The sequence below is a fragment of the Alkalibacterium putridalgicola genome (assembly GCF_040959045.1).
Taxonomy (GTDB): domain Bacteria; phylum Bacillota; class Bacilli; order Lactobacillales; family Carnobacteriaceae_A; genus Alkalibacterium; species Alkalibacterium putridalgicola.
On the sequence record NZ_CP162615.1, the window covers coordinates 2147264 to 2164312 of the forward strand.

The 17049-nt window shown below is 44.3% G+C and carries 16 protein-coding genes; 6 read left to right on the plus strand and 10 right to left on the minus strand.

All coding sequences use genetic code 11. From position 1 onward, the window contains the following. Positions 1 to 203 precede the first annotated feature (203 nt). A complete protein-coding gene (locus AB4027_RS10200; protein WP_368645252.1) occupies positions 204 to 2156 on the plus strand; it encodes an ABC-F family ATP-binding cassette domain-containing protein in 1953 nt (650 codons plus the stop codon). Positions 2157 to 2683: 527 nt separating this feature from the next. Here the strand turns inward: AB4027_RS10200 and tsaD are convergent. From tsaD to tsaB, 4 genes are read right to left on the minus strand one after another with little or no spacing between them, the layout of a single operon-like run. Further along, positions 2684 to 3694 carry a tRNA (adenosine(37)-N6)-threonylcarbamoyltransferase complex transferase subunit TsaD gene (gene tsaD / locus AB4027_RS10205; protein ID WP_368645253.1) on the minus strand — a complete coding sequence of 337 codons (1011 nt, stop codon included), beginning with the start codon at positions 3692 to 3694 and terminating at the stop codon, positions 2684 to 2686. Continuing rightward, positions 3654 to 4187 (minus strand): ribosomal protein S18-alanine N-acetyltransferase, encoded by a 534-nt coding sequence (gene rimI, locus AB4027_RS10210; protein ID WP_368645254.1) that lies wholly within the window; start codon positions 4185 to 4187, stop codon positions 3654 to 3656. The genes tsaD and rimI (AB4027_RS10210) overlap by 41 nt, the downstream gene beginning before the upstream one ends. After that, positions 4177 to 4776 carry a ribosomal protein S18-alanine N-acetyltransferase gene (gene rimI, locus AB4027_RS10215; protein ID WP_177165504.1) on the minus strand — a complete coding sequence of 200 codons (600 nt, stop codon included), beginning with the start codon at positions 4774 to 4776 and terminating at the stop codon, positions 4177 to 4179. The genes rimI (AB4027_RS10210) and rimI (AB4027_RS10215) overlap by 11 nt, the downstream gene beginning before the upstream one ends. Beyond that, positions 4763 to 5491, minus strand: coding sequence for a tRNA (adenosine(37)-N6)-threonylcarbamoyltransferase complex dimerization subunit type 1 TsaB (tsaB, locus tag AB4027_RS10220; protein WP_091488607.1), 729 nt, complete (start codon positions 5489 to 5491; stop codon positions 4763 to 4765). The genes rimI (AB4027_RS10215) and tsaB overlap by 14 nt, the downstream gene beginning before the upstream one ends. A 162-nt stretch (positions 5492 to 5653) precedes the next feature. On the opposite strand from tsaB, the gene AB4027_RS10225 reads away from it, so the two are divergent. Next, positions 5654 to 5851, plus strand: a complete 198-nt coding sequence (locus tag AB4027_RS10225; protein ID WP_091488605.1) for a CsbD family protein — start codon at positions 5654 to 5656, stop codon at positions 5849 to 5851. Between the two features lie 75 nt (positions 5852 to 5926). Continuing rightward, positions 5927 to 6673 carry an NAD-dependent epimerase/dehydratase family protein gene (locus AB4027_RS10230; RefSeq protein WP_368645255.1) on the plus strand — a complete coding sequence of 249 codons (747 nt, stop codon included), beginning with the start codon at positions 5927 to 5929 and terminating at the stop codon, positions 6671 to 6673. Positions 6674 to 7389: 716 nt separating this feature from the next. Here AB4027_RS10230 and AB4027_RS10235 read toward each other — a convergent pair. Genes AB4027_RS10235 through AB4027_RS10250 form a run of 4 tightly spaced genes read right to left on the minus strand, consistent with a single transcriptional unit; the run spans position 7390 to position 12163 of the window. Continuing rightward, positions 7390 to 8379 (minus strand): LacI family DNA-binding transcriptional regulator, encoded by a 990-nt coding sequence (locus AB4027_RS10235; protein ID WP_091488602.1) that lies wholly within the window; start codon positions 8377 to 8379, stop codon positions 7390 to 7392. 42 nt (positions 8380 to 8421) lie between these two features. Then, entirely contained in the window at positions 8422 to 9462 is a 1041-nt protein-coding gene (locus AB4027_RS10240) for an aldose epimerase family protein (protein WP_368645256.1), read from the minus strand. Between the two features lie 27 nt (positions 9463 to 9489). Then, positions 9490 to 10995 (minus strand): UDP-glucose--hexose-1-phosphate uridylyltransferase, encoded by a 1506-nt coding sequence (galT, locus tag AB4027_RS10245; protein WP_368645257.1) that lies wholly within the window; start codon positions 10993 to 10995, stop codon positions 9490 to 9492. After that, complete coding sequence (locus AB4027_RS10250; protein WP_368645258.1) at positions 10988 to 12163, minus strand: galactokinase; 1176 nt, start codon at positions 12161 to 12163, stop codon at positions 10988 to 10990. Before AB4027_RS10250 ends, galT begins: the two co-directional genes overlap by 8 nt. Positions 12164 to 12382: 219 nt before the next feature. Here AB4027_RS10250 and AB4027_RS10255 point away from each other — a divergent pair, with 219 nt between their 5' ends. Continuing rightward, a complete protein-coding gene (locus AB4027_RS10255; RefSeq protein ID WP_368645259.1) occupies positions 12383 to 13084 on the plus strand; it encodes a zinc metallopeptidase in 702 nt (233 codons plus the stop codon). Positions 13085 to 13625: 541 nt separating this feature from the next. Here AB4027_RS10255 and AB4027_RS10260 read toward each other — a convergent pair. Together AB4027_RS10260 and epsC are read right to left on the minus strand one after the other, a co-directional pair. After that, positions 13626 to 14102 (minus strand): S-ribosylhomocysteine lyase, encoded by a 477-nt coding sequence (locus AB4027_RS10260; RefSeq protein ID WP_368645260.1) that lies wholly within the window; start codon positions 14100 to 14102, stop codon positions 13626 to 13628. Positions 14103 to 14126: 24 nt separating this feature from the next. Then, on the minus strand, positions 14127 to 14678 hold the full coding sequence (epsC, locus tag AB4027_RS10265) for a serine O-acetyltransferase EpsC (protein ID WP_368645261.1): 552 nt from the start codon (positions 14676 to 14678) through the stop codon (positions 14127 to 14129). A 292-nt stretch (positions 14679 to 14970) separates the two neighbouring features. Between epsC and AB4027_RS10270 the strand changes: the two genes are divergently transcribed. Both AB4027_RS10270 and AB4027_RS10275 read left to right on the plus strand, forming a co-directional pair. Continuing rightward, positions 14971 to 16371 (plus strand): ISLre2 family transposase, encoded by a 1401-nt coding sequence (locus AB4027_RS10270; protein WP_368645262.1) that lies wholly within the window; start codon positions 14971 to 14973, stop codon positions 16369 to 16371. Between the two features lie 151 nt (positions 16372 to 16522). Further along, on the plus strand, positions 16523 to 17005 hold the full coding sequence (locus tag AB4027_RS10275) for a DUF456 domain-containing protein (protein WP_218142355.1): 483 nt from the start codon (positions 16523 to 16525) through the stop codon (positions 17003 to 17005). Positions 17006 to 17049 lie beyond the last annotated feature (44 nt).

Sequence of the window (17049 nt, forward strand, 5' to 3'; positions counted from 1 at the left end):
TTTGGAGTACATCTAAATTGTATATATATGAACGTTAAAACGATTAGTGAGCAATCGTACATGATAATAGCTGATTCTTAATTGAGAATGTGATTCACAATATAATCTTATATCACTGGACTCCTGTATTGTTATCTGCTGTATGTATGCTAAACTATTAAGAGATGAATTAAGGTAATTTTTATGAAAATGAGGATACTAACATGATACTTTTACAAACTGAAAAAATTTCGCGTTATTTCGGTGCAGATAAACTGTTCGATAATGTCTCCATTGAAATCAAAGACAACGCACGTATCGGTCTGGTCGGAAGGAACGGTGCCGGCAAAACGACCCTGCTTGAAATATTATCCGGTCGGGAAGAACCGGATTCCGGAAATATCCACAAGAAAAAGGATATCACCATCGGTTACCTTGATCAGTACACAGGACTCGACTCCTCGCTGACGATTTGGGATGAAATGATGAAAATCGCCGAACCACTGCTTGATATGGAACAACAGATGCGCGACATCGAATCGCAGCTGAGCGATCCAGCCCTTGAAAAATCGGGCCGTGACTATGACGAACTGCTTAAACGCTACGATACCCTGCAATTGACTTTTCATGAAAAAAACGGCTATGGGATCGAGAGCGAGATCCGTTCCGTCCTTCATGGCTTCAGGTTTTATGAAGAAGACTATGACACGCCAATACAAAATCTGTCAGGCGGACAGAAAACACGCCTAGCCCTTGCCCAGCTGCTTTTAGAGAAAAAAGATTTGCTGATTCTGGATGAACCGACCAACCATCTGGATATCGATACGCTTTCCTGGCTGGAAACGTATCTGCAGAACTATTCCAAAGCCCTCCTGATCGTTTCTCACGACCGGTACTTTTTAGACAAGGTGATCAACGAGGTTTACGAAGTGAGCAGAGGGTCCGTGGATTATTTCCCGGGCAACTATACGAATTATCTGAAATTAAAAGCAGAAAAAATCAAACGTGAATGGAAGGTCTTTGAGAAACAGCAGAAAAAAATCGCTAAACTCGAAGATTTTGTCGACAAAAATATCGTACGTGCCTCAACCACAAAACGGGCACAGGCTCGCCGAAAACAGCTGGAGAAAATGGACCCTTTATCCAAGCCGCAAAATGACGAAAAAAGCGCCCATTTCCAGTTCCAGACAGGTAGAGAATCGGGACAGATCGTTCTGCAGACTGACGATTTGACCATCGGATATGAAACCACTGCTCTCTCGAGTCATATCGATCTGGACATCCGAAAAGAGGAGTCGATTGCTGTCGTCGGACCCAATGGGATCGGAAAAACGACACTGCTGAAAACGGTCAATCAGATGATCCCCGCTCTTGGCGGTAATGTTTCATACGGAGCAAAAGTCGATCTGGGATATTATGATCAGGAACAGAATCTGTTGAATAATAAGAAAACGGTATTGAATGAAGTGTGGGACGACCATCCTAGTCTCCCGGAACAGACGATACGAACATTGTTAGGTTCTTTTCTCTTCAGCGGTGATGATGTCGAAAAATCCATCGCCTCTTTAAGTGGTGGCGAAAAAGCGCGTGTGGCTTTAGCCAAACTGTCCTTGGAAAAGAATAATTTCCTGCTTTTAGACGAACCAACCAACCATCTGGACATCGATTCAAAAGAAGTCCTTGAAAACGCCCTTATCGATTATACAGGCACTTTGCTGTTCGTCTCTCATGACCGTTACTTTATTAACCGTCTGGCCACAAAAGTCATTGAGTTGAACGAGAATGGCGCTGATGTCTATCTTGGGGACTACGATTATTACCTTCAAAAGAAAGCCGAGCTCGAAGCCCTGGAACAACTGACGTCTTCTGAAAAAGAAGAGGAAGACGGACAGAGTGATTCTTCTCCTTCAACCACGAAACAATCGTTTGAAGCACAGAAAGAGAATCAGAAGAATCAGCGGAAGCTTGAACGTGCTGTTCAAGCTATCGAAGATGAACTCGAAGAACTGGAAGAAAAGATACAGTCTGTCCAGGAAGCCTTGAGTGAACCGGAGATATCCAATGATTTTGAAGAGCTCGAACGTCTCGCCAAAAAAAATCAGGAACTGCAGTCCAAGCAAGAAACCTTGCTTGAGGAATGGGAAGAAAAACAGCTCGCCTTGGACGATTTGAATTAATTGAAAAAGCAGCAGATCAGGATGTAACATCTCCTGATCTGCTGCTTTCATTATTTTCTGATCTTTTATTGGTTTTTATGTTTAGAGAGTGCCCTTCACAGCTCCGCAATCTCCTTAAAGGTCACTCTCTGGTCATTTGTGTGACCTTTATTACTTCGTAAATCTCGTGAAGGGCACGCAATTGTCTTTTCCGTGACCTCCACTGCTTCCTAAATCTCGTGAAGGGCACGCAATTCACTTTTCCGTGACTTTCACCGCTTCCTAAACTTCTCGAAGGGCACGCATTTTCCTTTTGCGTTACCTCCACTGCTCCTCACTCTTCACGAAGGGCACGCGATTCACTTTTGCGTTACCTCCGCTGCTTCTCACTCTTCACGAAGGGCACGCAATTGTCTTTTCCGTGACCTCCACTGCTCCTCACTCTTCACGAAGGGCACGCAATCGTCGATAAATATAAAAAGACAGCGATGTATCAGAAAATAGCTGATACATCGCTGCTGAAAATCAGTTAATATAGATAATCTACCTTATACTGATAATCCTGGTCTGCCGTTTAGTGAAAAATCGGCGTAATTATTGTTTTTAAGCTGAACATATGCAGCAGCGCCGATCATTGCGGCATTATCTCCGCACAATTCGAGCGGCGGGATAAGCAGTTCCACATCGGTCAGTTCTTCAGACACTGCTTTCTCCAAAGCGGTGCGCAGGCCTTTATTGGCAGCCACTCCCCCAGCCAGGATCAGCTGTCTGACATTTTTCTCCTTGGCTGCCCGTATCGTCTTGTCGACAAGTACATCGATCACAGCAGCCTGAAAACTTGCGGCCAGATCATTGGCGTTGATTTCCTCATTTTTCTGCTTCGCATTATGGACGGTATTGATGAACGAACTTTTCAATCCACTGAAACTGAAATCGAAATTATCATCCTGGATCATTGCTCGCGGAAATTCATACGTATCTTTCCCTTCATGAGCCATCTGATCGATATGTTTACCGCCTGGGTAAGGCACACCCAGCACGCGCCCGATCTTATCGTATGCTTCACCGGCGGCATCATCACGTGTTTCTCCGACGATCTCATAAGAATCTTCAGACGCCATATAGAGAAGCTCCGTATGCCCTCCACTGACGACTAAGGACAGCAGCGGGAATTCAAGAGGCGTGACTAACTGGTTTGCAAAAATGTGGCCTTTGATATGATTCACGGCGATCAGCGGCAGATCGTGAGCAAACGCAATAGCTTTCGCCGCATTCACACCGATCAAAAGAGCGCCGACTAAGCCGGGACCTTCAGTGACCGCTACAGCATCGAGATCCTCATAAGAGACTTCGGCCTTTTCCAGTGCTTCTTCAATGATCAGCGTGATCTGCTCGACATGGTGCCGGCTGGCGATTTCCGGGACGACGCCGCCGAACCGCTGGTGACTTTTGATCTGCGAAGCGACAATATTTGATAGAATCGTCTGTCCGTTTTCGATAACGGCCGCACTTGTTTCATCACAACTTGTCTCTATCGCTAATATCAGCTTCTTTTCCATTCTCTTCCTTCTTTCTCATTCTGCATTTCATAACGAGCGCATCTTCCCCCGGCTCAGTATAATAGCCTGTTCTAGACGAAATCACATCGAAGTGATTCTTCCTGTAAAAGGTCCGTGCCTTTTTATTGGACTTTCTGACCTCCAGAAAGATCGCTTCGACCCCTTTTATCCGGCATTCTTCTTTGAACCGCTTAAGTAAAGCACGGGCGATTTTCTTCTTCTGAAATTTTTTAGATACCACGATCGTATATATTTCAGCTTCATCCAGAAGCAGTTTGCCGCCAATGTAACCGACAAGCTGTCCATCCACTTCCGCGACGAAAAACACCAGATCCTCTCTGCCTAAGGTTTCCTTATACTGCTTGTACGTCCACGGTGCACCGTATCGGAAGGACTGATCGGCAATGTCGTAGAATCGCTCGTAATTTTCTTCATTGAAATCATACCGCCGTATGATCGGCTGTATTTTCTTCCTGTCCTGATCATTCTTCATAGATCGACTCTTCAGTGGGATCAGCGAGCGGACGGACCATTTCGAGTGCATCTTCATGGTCTCTTGCATAATATCCTTTTTTCACTCGGCCTTCTTCAAAGCCAAGGGTACGATACAGACTCTGAGCAGTATCGTTGGATACTCTCACTTCCAGTGTCACTTTTTCAATACCCTCTTCCTGTGCGAGTCGAATAATTTCTTTCAGTAAGTACGTTGCTATGCCTTTTTTCTCATAGGCAGGAATCGTAGCTATATTGGTGATATGAGCTTCCTGTGTCACGAACCAGGCACCTACGAAGGCGACCGGTTTGTCATCGTCATATATGACGATATAGAAAGCATTTTTATTATAGCGGATTTCATGCAAAACGGCTGTACGATTCCAGGGCGTCAGGCCATTATAACAAAGGCGTTCGATCTGAAGGATACCATCGACGTCTCCCTCATCTGCTATCTTTGCTTTTAAAAAATGCTCGTCAGAGAGACCATAAAAAGGCTGGTGAAGTTTTACTCGGGTTGAAATGGGTAAAAACGATTTAGTCGTTGACTTGGCTACTCTTTCAGATATCCATTCCTTAAAGTTTTTCAATCCACCCGCCTCCTTGTTTAAAGTCAGGATGTGCCTCCATCCAGTTCTGTTCTGCCTCTGCCAGCTTCAGATATTCCGGTTCAAATACATGTTTGTTTTCAGGTTCACGGTTTTTCCCGCGTTCTGCCAGGACGCTTGCGCGAGCAAAATGTCGGCTGGAAGGCAGTTCGATCAGTCTTTCTCCACATTCTTCCTCGAATAACTCCATATGTTTGAGTCTGTCTTCACCCAGCAGCTGAAGGGGACCATCCAGCTGTTTTAAGTATTTCGCCCACTGCTCTGCTGAGATGTGGGTGTCTTTTTCCACCTGGACAAGCGTATTGTCCTGATACTGATACAGGCCTGTATATATATTGCCGCGTCGTGCATCAAACAGCGGTATACAATACGAACCTTCTATCTGAGCTCCGTTTGCGGCCAGGACTTCCAGGCTGGACACGCCGACAAGTTCGATATCCAGACTAAAGGCAAGAGTCTTGGCGACCGTAACTCCGATACGGACGCCGGTATAAGATCCCGGACCTTTAGCCACGACGATGCGTGTCAGATCTTTGGGTCTCCATTCCGCTTCTTTCATCATTTCCTCGATCGCCGGCATCAGCTGAATACTGTGATTACGTTTCACGTTGACTGTCCGTTCGATGATCAATCGGTCATCATCGAGCAAAGCGACAGACATTAACTGGTTAGATGTATCTATAGCCAATATTCTCATTCTTAGACTCCTCTGGTCATCAATCTATTTAGATTAAGTTTAGCACAATCTGACGCCTTTGAGAAACGATTCCGACGGGATACAGCCATATCTTTTGCAAAAATTTATTTCGCATCATACAATAAAAGTGAACAAAATTCGACGAAGAAGGAGCGAGTGTATATGACTGATGAAAACAAAGAAAGTTTGAAGCATAAAGCAGAAGGTGCCAAAGACAAGGCAGTCGGAGCAGCCAAAGACGCTTACGGTGGCGCAACCGATGACTTAGGAAAGCAAGCTGAAGGCAAGGCCCAGAAAGCTGAAGGTCACGCACATGAAGCTGTTGGCGAAGCCAAAGAAGATGACAAAAACCGTAGATAGGTTTCAACTACTCTCCATCCTTAACTGTCTAAGGATGGAGTCCTTATTTCCATAAAGTATCCAAGGAGGATCGACATGAGCAGAATTTTAATAACGGGGGCGACGGGCACGATCGGTACCAATCTGACCAGACACTTGAAAGGAAAACACGATTTGGTGCTTGTCGATATCGATTTTTCATCCTTTCCGGAAGACTTGAAACAGGGTGTTGAGATCATTAAAGACGATCTCATTGAGTTGGAGGCCTGGGATGGGTTGCTTGATGATGTCGAGTATGTCATTCAACTTGCCGCTAATCCGGATCCAGACGCTGATTTTTACGACGAACTGGTTGGTTTGAACTATGTGCTGCCGCAGAACCTTTATAAAAAGGCATTGGAAGCATCCAACTTGAAACGGATCATTTTTGCCAGCTCCATCCACGCCAGCGATGCCTATCCGGATAACGTCCAGGTCAAGACAACAGACCAGCCACGACCGGATGATTTATACGGTGTTTCAAAAGTGTATATCGAGGCCCTGGCAAGCTACTATGCCTTCAATAAAGGTATCGAGTCCATCGGTATCCGCATCGGGGATTATAAATCAGATGATTCAGAGCTGGATCCTGACAGCGACTTTAACGGCATGGCTATGTATTTCTCAGCCAGGGATATGAATCACCTGATCGACCGTTGTCTGGAGGCAGAGCTTCTTGAACCGTATCTGCTGGTCAATGGTATTTCAAATAATACCTTCCCTCGTCTGGACATACATTCTGCCAAAGTGAAACTGGGCTATGAACCGCAGGACAACGCCTTTGAAAAGCTGAATAAGTTATAATACTGATCAATCAAGTAGGAGGTAAATGATTAATTTATTTACCTCCTACTTGATTGCTTTATTTTAGAAGGTATCCAGAGTTCTATAAACTAACCTCACACTTTGTACGAATTTTTGAGAACAGATGATTTCTTTTGTTAACTCATGCCTATTGTTTGAATGACTTCCTAAAAAATAGGCCGTGTTTTAGTAACTGGCTCTTTTTGAAAGACCCGAGCTGCTAAAAGATGCCTCTTCTTTTAATAACTTTTTTGAGAATCCGGTGTGAGTTACTAAAAGAGCTCCCTTCTTTTAGCAACCCAGAGCATATTGGCATTTTAGTTACTAGAAGATAGCCCTTCTTTTCATAACTCCCGCATGAAAACAGAAAGAGTTGATAAAAGATGCTCTCTTTTCTATCAACTCTTCTTTTATAAGAAATTGAGTTCATAGAACTACGACCTGGTAATATAAACTCGATCTCTTTTTCTATCAAGTTCAGAGAAGTTTCTCCTTCATCGAGCAGAGATCAGCTTTAATGCGGTCCTGATCAGGCAAGGCTGCCTGATGATTCATTATATTTCTTTGCCGCTTGCGTTTCTTTCTGTTGTTTAAAGTATCTTAGCATTTCGTTATGTATTCATTCGAAGGTTTGTAGTGGACTTTCACCACCAAGTTGTCGCCCATGCCGGGCGCACCAGTAAAAAAACGTCAGCTCAAATGAGCCGACGTTTTTTCTATGTGCTTTCCCGTTCGATGTGTTTTGTAGACATAATAACGGTTTTGGTCACATCACGATCCTCTTCGATCCGTTCCTGCAGTAGATCGATCCCGCTTATGCCCATCTCTTCGGTGTAGACCTTCACAGTGGTCAATGCCGGAGTGATGTACTTTGCCGTGGAGATATCGTTGAAGCCGATGATGCTGACCTCTTCCGGCACCTTGACATTCTTCTCGTACAAAGCTTTTAGACAGCCGATAGCGATCGCATCATTTGCCGCAATAAAGGCAGTGGGACGCTGGTCTCCTTCAAGCGTCTCCAGAGCATCGAGCATATTGCGCTTGCCGTCCTCTACCCGAAACGCGCCTTTGAAAAAGTAGGCTTCTTTATAAAGTTTCTTGCGCTTGAGATATTCTCTCACATATTTTTCGCGCGGATCGACCCATTGGCCAGTCCCATCACTGAAAGATTCTTCTCCGCCAATGAAACCGATCTTCGTATGACCCTTTTCAAGCAGATAATCGATATTCCTGCGCATCGCTTTTTTAAAATTCACGACCACACTGTCGACTTCTTCCTGGGGAAGATGATCCACAAAACACAGGGGGACATTATGACGCATAAGCTGTTTCACTTGTTTATGACTGAATTTACCTATCGCCAGGATCCCAGCCAGATCAGCTTCCTCTATAAAGTCACTTTGTTTGTAAACACGGTTATAGGAATAGCCTAATGCTTTTGCCCGTTTCTCTGCACCCAGACGGATCGACATGTAATAGACATCCTGAAGTTCTTCTGCTTCAGAATACCAGTTGACGATGGCCAGTTTGCCTTTTGCTTTTTTAGTCAGCCGTTTTTTTGATTTATATTCCAGCTCTTCAGCAACTTCGAATATTTTTTTCTTCGTCTCTTCTCCGACAGAGAGTGACGCATCGTAATTCAGTACCCGAGAAACTGTCGATGTGGATACACCTGCTCTATTTGCAATATCTTTTAAAGTTGCCATCACTACTCTCCTTAGTCCTTACTTGATCTATATAAAACCTGATCAGTCTCTCGTTCCAAAATGATAGGTGGTGCGTGACTGGAAGGTTTCTCCCGGCCTTAAAACAATGTTGCCAAAACCTTTCTTGTTGATCGCATCTGGTAGTGTCTGAGTCTCCAGTGTGATGCCCGCATACTGTCTGGCAGGTTCACCTTCGATCGTATAGTCAGCCACTTCTCCATTATGTGTAAAGACGACCACACTGTTACAGTCGGTGTAAAACGTTACTTCACGTCCGCTTTCAGGATCATACAGAGTGCCTTTGACCTCTTTGCCCTGATCAAGGACGAAAGGATGATCCAGACCGTTCAGCGGCTTGATCTGTTCATGATCAGAAAGAACAGCCTCTTTGACCGGTTTTGCAGTCTGAAAGTCGAAAGGCGTCCCTTCTACACTTGCTTTCTCTTCGCTCGGCAGGTTTTCTTCAGCCAGCGGGACATACTTTGGACTAGCCAGCTCCAGTTCATGGTCAAGGATCGGCTTTTTGATATCACCGGTCAGATTAAAATACACATGGTTCATCGGATTGAACAGGGTCGCTTCATCGGTCGTTGCTTCATAATCGATGACCCAGTCGTTCTCTTCGGTCAGTGTGTAAGTGACTCTGATCTGCATCGTGCCTGGAAAATTATTTTCACCCGCCGGACTTTCATAGGTAAAGACAAGTCTGCCAGCTGATTCATCGACTACGATATCCCAAAGCTTAGTATCCAGACCATTGGGGCCGCCATGCAGCATATTTCCCCCTTCGTTGACGTCGACCTGGTAGTCTTTCCCGTCTAAAGTGAACTTGCCTTTAGTTATGCGCCCGGCCACGCGTCCGATCGTGGCGCCGTAAAACGGGCGGTTAGTGGCGAAATCTTCCAGGTTCTCCACGTTCAGCGTGATATTTTCACGCTTGCCCTCTTTATCCGGGGTAACGAGTTTAGTAAGGGTCGCACCAAATGGGGTCGCACTGATCGATACGCCGTTCTTGTTTGTCAATGTGTATTCATACACATCCTGGTTTTCAAATCGGCCAAACACTTTTGTTGTCAGTTCCATAGTCATTCCTCCACTTTCTCTTTTATATTAAGCTTTTATCAAGTCGTCAATAAACCGTTTCAAGGCTGCTTTGCCTTCTTTATCCCGTTTAAAGACGCCGGCATCTTTCAGTACCTGCAGAAAGATGTCACCGACCGCTTCATCCACGATCTCTTCAACATTTTCTTCTGTGATTTCATACTGCTTTTTTAATTCATCTGCCCATTCCTGATGGATCGGATCGACCGCTGTCTGCTTACCGGTAAGATATTCTCGCACAGTCTGCAATTCATCTTTTAGACGCGGCGGCAAAATAGCCAGTCCCATCACTTCGATCAAGCCGATATTCTCCTTCTTGATATGCTGGACCGGTGGATGGGGATGGAAAATCCCATCTGGATAGTTTTCTGATGTCCGGTTATTTCTAAGGACCAGATCCAGCTCATACTTTTCTCCGTCACGGCGAGCGATCGGTGTGACCGCATTATGAGGTGTCCCGTCTGTTTCTGCATAAATACCGACCGATTCATCAGAATACGTTTCCCAGTACTGCATGATCCTATCTGCTTTTTCTACGACTGCTTCTTTGTCAGTACCCGACAAGCGGATCACTGACATCGGCCACTTGATGACACTCGTCTCAACTCCGGATGAACCACTCATCTCAAAAGAATAGTCAGCTTCAGCCCGTTCCAGTGGAAAAGTGTGGCGTCCACCCTGATAATGATCATGAGAGAGGATCGATCCTCCTACGATAGGCAGTCCCGCATTCGAGCCGACAAAATAGTGCGGCAGTGTGGTCAGGATATCCAAAAGATTTCTTATCGCCTGCACGCCTACATCCATTTTCCGGTGGACACGCGACAGGAAGATAGAATGTTCGTTATAGTAGGCATAAGGAGAATACTGGAAGCCCCATTCTTCGCCATTGACATCCATTCTGACGATACGGTGGTTCGCTCTTCCCGGATGAGTCAGATGACCTTCATACCCCTCATTTCCCATGCATAGCTTGCATTCAGGATAATTCGTCTCACTCTTACCGGCCAAGGCGATCTCTTTTGGGTCTTTCTCCGGTTTCGATAAATTGATCGTTATCTCAAGGTCCCCATATTCAGTCGCATGGGTGTACTCGATATTTTTGGCTATTTCTCTCGTCTTGATATAGTTGTTCTGTCTGCTCAGATCAAAGAAGACATCCGTGGCTTCCTTAGGTCCTTTTTCATAATGCTCCCAGAACAGCTGATTTACTTCTGAAGGGCGAGGCGTCACCAGATCCATCACTTTAGCTCCAAAGACATCCTTGCTTGAAGACAGATCCTCGATCGCTTCTGATTCAACAGCATAGACGACCATAGCATCAAGCAGTTCAAGTGGCTGTTTAATTTCCCCTGAAGGTTCGATCTGCCTGAATTCTTTTTTACCCAGCAGATCGAGCAGCCGGTTCGTCAGATAAATGCGGTCAAGAGCATCCACCTTGCCCGTTTGGATATAATACTCAAGAAAGTCGGTGATGATCTGATCGATGGTCTCTTCTGATACGGTTTTATTCATGAGCGACCCATTCCTTTGTACCATCTGCCGTTTCTGCAATATAAAACTCAGCATCATGGCCGATTTCTTCTTTAAATCCACGCCCTACATGGTCAATGAATGTGTCGACGTCTTCATTCTCAACGATGGCTATACAGCAGCCACCAAAGCCGCCACCAGTCATACGGGCACCTGCTACACCTGCTTCTTTCCAGGCTGCTCGGGCAAGATAGTCTGTCGCTTTGATCGTTACTTCATAATCTTCATCCAGAGACTTATGCGACTCGTTCATATATTGACCAAACGTGTTTAATTCCCCGGCTTTCAATGCTTCAGCTGCGCGATCCGTACGAACGTTTTCGTACACGGCATGACGGGCACGACGCATCAGGACATCGTCATTAATGACATGTTTATGCTCCTCGAATGCCTCGACCGACAGCTCACCAAGCGATTTTACATCGACGACTTCCTGAAGCTGTTCTAAAGCTTGTTCACACTGTTCCCGACGTGTATTGTACTCGGAATCGACCAGTTCACGTCGCGTCATGGAATTCATGATCACTATTTTGTGATCCGGCAGTTCCACCGGCACCTGTTCATACTCAAGCGTATTAGTATCCAGGAGCATTGCATAACCTTTTTTAGCCATACCGACAGCAAACTGATCCAAAATACCTGAATTGAGTCCCAGAAATTCATTTTCCGTACGCATACCCAGCTTCACCAAGTCCAGCTGCGGGATATCGAGCTGATACATGTCACGGACAATCACACCCGTCAAAAGCTCCAGTGAAGCGGATGAGGAAAGAGAAGCACCGTTTGGGATCGTTCCATAGATATAGAGATCAAAGCCATGAGGCAGCTCTCCCACTTTCTCTTGCATATACCTGATCATGCCTTTGACATAGTTGGTCCAGTTATCTTCTTTTTTAAACGACAGGTCCTGTATATTAAAAGTGATTTCGCCAACTTCCGGAAAATTGCCGGAAAAGGCATGGACTTCTTTATCTTCCCGCTTTTTGACGACACCGTAAGTACCCATCGTGATCGCACAGGGGAAAACCTTTCCACCATTGTAATCTGTATGTTCCCCAATTAAATTGATCCGTCCCGGCGAAAAGAAAACACGGTCGGCTTTATGGCCAAATTGTTCTTTAAAGTCCTGCATCAACTGTTTGCGTTCCATTCAATTCACGCTCCTTTTAGTTAGTCACTATTATTGTAACCCCTTTAGTAAAACTATACAAGTAAATTTACTAAAAATTGCTTTTAATATTTCAAAATATAAAATTTCACGCATTAATCATAATCCTGGATCGATAACTTCCCTTGAGATATGGTATAATTAAGGGAGATTCATTCTATTGAAATCAACTTAGTTTAAATAATACTGGAGGTTCTTATTATGTATTTCCCACTATTTTGGGATCCAACAATGATACTGATCATTATCGGTTTGATTATTTCCGGAGCGGCCAGCACGTATGTGCAGTCCACTTACTCAAAATTCAGCGAAGTAAAAAGTCAACGCGGTTATACGGCCTCTGACGTCTGTCGTCAGATTTTAGACGCTTCAAATCTGCAGAATGTCCGTCTGGAAGGCATACGCGGAAATTTGACCGACCATTATAACGCACAGGAAAATGTCCTGCGTCTATCCGACGCGACCCGCACTTCAACATCTGTTGCAGCCATTGGTGTGGCCGCTCACGAAGCCGGTCATGCCCTGCAGGATCGCGACAATTACGGACCCTTGCGTCTGCGTGCCGCACTCGTTCCTGTAACAAACTTCGGTCAGACAGCTGCCTTTCCGATTCTTATTTTAGGAATGTTCCTGGGTGAAGGTGGCGATATGCTGATCACTATCGGGATACTGCTCTTCTCTTTGACACTGCTATTTCAGCTCGTTACGTTACCGGTTGAATTTGATGCGTCCAAACGAGCCATTCGTATCCTGGAAGAACAGAGCTTACTAACCAGAGAAGAGATCCCTCAAGCGAAGAAAGTTCTGAATGCCGCTGCGCTGACGTATATTGCTGCAGCCATCGCTTCATTCTTGAGTGTGATGCGTCTCTTCCTGATTTTTGGAGGCCGTCGCCGCCATTAACAATAAATAGAATAAAAAAGGATGAAACAGGAGCAGTTCTCCCGTTTCATCCTTTTTTGTATCCACTTCAGTTGAATTAGGACGTTCTTGAAAGTGGAGCGTGACGTTCACGCCTTCGAATTCGCTCTGAAGGGCACGCTCCATCTCTTTGCGTGACCTTCGCACCTCTTGTTTCGCTCTGAAGGACACGCTCCATCTCTTTGCGTGACCTTCGCACCTCTTGTTTCGCTCTGAAGGGCACGCTCCATCTCTCTGCGTGACCTTCGCACCTCTTGTTTCGCTCTGAAGGGCACGCTCCATCTCTTTGCGTGACCTTCGCACCTCTTGTTTCTCGCTGAAGGGCTCGCCCTGCCTCTTTGCGTGACCTTCGCACCTCTTGTTTCGCTCTGAAGGGCACGCCCCAGACCGACACTTCTTTCTGATTAATGAAAAACAGCTATTTATATTTCGTTTTGAATTTCTCAGTATAGTTACTCATCACATGAGACAAAAAAACTGATATCCCTAATAAAGGAAATCAGTTTTTAGGATTCGATTCAAATTAAATATTTTTCGCAAATACAGTAGACCATTCCTGACGTTTTTCTAAAAAGGTCTTTGCAACAGACTTGGCTCCTGCCAATGTATGACTCGCCGCCCATCCGCACTGTTTCTCATTGCTTGCCGGCACAGCATCGGCTTCCAGAACATCCAGCATAGTCTTTTCCAAAACATTCAGTACGTCATCATAATCTTCATGGTTGAGTACTGTTAAATAAAAGCCTGTCTGGCAGCCCATCGGTCCAAAGTCGATCACATAATCAGCATGATTGCGGATCAGTTCGGCAGTCAAGTGCTCCAGCGAATGAACAGCCATCATATCCATATGTGCTTTATTCGGCTGAGTAAACCTTACATCGTACTTAACGATAATATCTCCATCGGCTCCCATTTTTCTGTCTGCCACACGCACGTAAGGCGCTTTAACTTTTGTATGGTCCAGGTTGAAACTTTCCACGTTCATTTTTTCATCGGTCATTATAGTTTTCTCCTTTTGTTCACTTTAATCAAGTCTGCATTCACTGTGTTCTTCCAGATTCTGGATCTTGGATTTGACCACCTCAGCCGGAATACCCACAGCCGTTACGCCTTCAGGGATATCACTCAGCACCACAGCGCCTGCACCGATTTTCGCATTTTTACCAACGGTCACATTTCCGATGACCTGAACATGCGCGGACAGCATCACGCCATCTTCGATCGTAGGATGGCGCTTGCCGGATTCGTCTCCTCGTCCACCTAACGTCACACCATGGAAAACTTTCACATCATTCCCGATAACGGCAGTTTCTCCGATAACGATCCCCATCCCGTGGTCGATGAAGAAACAGCGGCCGATCTGCGCTCCTGGGTGAATCTCCACCCCAGTGACCCAACGGCTGAAAGAAGAAACCATACGGGCAATCAGTTTCAGATTTTTCCGATGTAGATAGTGGGCAATACGATAATAAATGATCGCCCAGAAACCAGGATAGGTCAATACAATTTCAAGAGTCGATCTGGCTGAAGGATCGTTCCTTTTGTAGGTGGTAATAAACTTTTTAAATAATCCCATAGTAACTCCTTTACCTATTTTCTCATGACCATAAGTTGCGAGTGTTGTATTATTTCTATCTAAGTATGCATTTTAGAACTTACATCATATCATATTATCTCTATAATAACTTTTTTATTCAATCAATCAGTTTCTGGCTTCAACTGGTACAGCGATCAAACAGGAACGCGGATCGATGTCAGCTGTTAGTGTAAAATAGTTCTCGGTTAGTGATATCATTTCGTTTTCTAGACAAAAAGAAACGAGACCTTTAATCTAGTAGTTACCATACCAGTAGAAAAGAGGCCTCGTTATGAATCATATAATATCACAAATAGTTGAACTCTGGAAGAATGAAGAATCTGTTATCGATATAGAAAACAATTTAAACCTTTGGTTTCAAGGTTGGAATGAATGGTTAATGCAGCATGCCATAGAGAGAATAGATAAAGAACTTTATCAGCAGTATAAACATAAAGGCTGGCATGTAGACAATATTGAACCTCGAACTGTTCAATTTGTATTTGGTAAGATTACTTACTATCGGAGACGACTAAAAAAGGAAGGGAGACTATCTTTCATCGCTTTGGATGAAGCCTTAGGCTTACAAAAGTATAAGCGCTACTCTCCTAACACTCAAAAGGTGATGGCTCAATTGGGGGCTAATATGCCTTATAGACAGGCCAAAAAGTCTCTTCTGATAAGTAGTTCTGTGACAGCTAGCCATTCTACCATTCACCGTGTAACGCAAGAGGTTGGAGAAAAGGTTCAACACTACCTGTCTAAATATTACTATAAATCAGACCTTCCTAAGACTAAGCGAAAGAAGGTAAAAGCATTATATATTGAAGGTGATGGTTTGCTTGTTAAAGGAAGGCAAGGCGACTCTCCAACCATTCATCGCGTCATCGTACATGAAGGCATTGATAAAAAGAAGCAGAGACATACGCTTATAAACAAGATGGCATTTTCAAGTTTAGATTCTAGTAAAGATGCTTTTAAGCAAGCTGCTCATTATTTAAATCAAGTCTATGACTTGAAAGAGACACTTGTCATCACAAACAGCGATGGAGGTAGCGGGTATGAAAAAGATAAATTTGACACTATCGTTGGCTATTGTCATCGGCATGAACATTTTAGAGATACCTACCACGTACATCGAAAAGTAAAAGAACGTTTATCTTTCGATAAAAAAATGGAAGGATTAATGATAAAAGCTGTAAAAAAATTTGATTGGTCATTAGTGGAATCCGTTTGTGCAACAGCTGAAAGCAGATTGATAGACATACCAGAAGAAAGCAAAGCAATACGTAAAGATCAAATTGAAAAATTAAAAAAATATTTGTATAGAAATTGGGAATACATCAAAAGCTTTAAACAACGTGACCTCCCCCTGTCCGATGGGACTGGCGTTTGTGAAACTGGACATCGTGTGTATAGTTACCGGACGAAAAGGCAGGGACGTAGTTGGACAAAAGCAGGTGTAGCTAATGTCGTAGCATTACTAACAGCAGAACAAAACAGTCTTCTGGAAGAAGCTTTGACCACAGAAGTTGATTCTATCGTTGAACCGTTAGGTGAAGATCTTAAGGGAGCAGTCCGTCAGGCTTTGAAAAAGCCTCGTTCAACCACACACACTGTTCAAACTGGGAAAATATCCAACTTTGGCCCTGTGAGTAGCTTCATTGGGAAATTAGGCCGGGCATTTTCCTAAAAATATTAACACAACATTATTTCTGTTAATTCTATTAGTTAAAGGTTACCGATAAAAACTTGACGCATACATGTCAGCTCAAACTTTTTTCAAATACTGGTTTATCCAGTATACTGGATATATCTTAATCAATCAGAAGGAGTCTTACATTTTGAATATACTTTTATGGATATTAGTCTTGGCATTATTCATAGTCAGTTTTATCGGACTGATTTTCCCGGTCCTGCCCTCTGTCTTTGCCGTATGGGGAGGTTTTCTAATTTATCACTTCTTCATCAATTCCACAGAGCTCACGACATTTTTTTGGATATCCATGGCTGTCCTAACTGCCGTGCTTGTGCTGGCCGATGTCTTTACCAATTCGGCGGCTGTGAAACGATTCGGCGGCAGTAAACTTGGTGAACGAGTCGCAGCTGTTTCCGTGATCATCGGTACTTTTATCTATCCACCATTCGGCATCCTGGCTCTTCCGTTCATCGCCGTCATCATCGTCGAGTATTGGCAGCATAAAGATCTATCCGCTGCTTTTCGCGCCGCTGTCGGTACACTCATCGGTTTTCTGAGCGGGAAAGTGGCAGAAGGCCTCATTCAATTCATTATGATCAGCTGGTTCTTTTTACTTGTCTGGTTCTAGCCACACCTGATAAACAACCCACATAAAAAACTACAAACCACCTT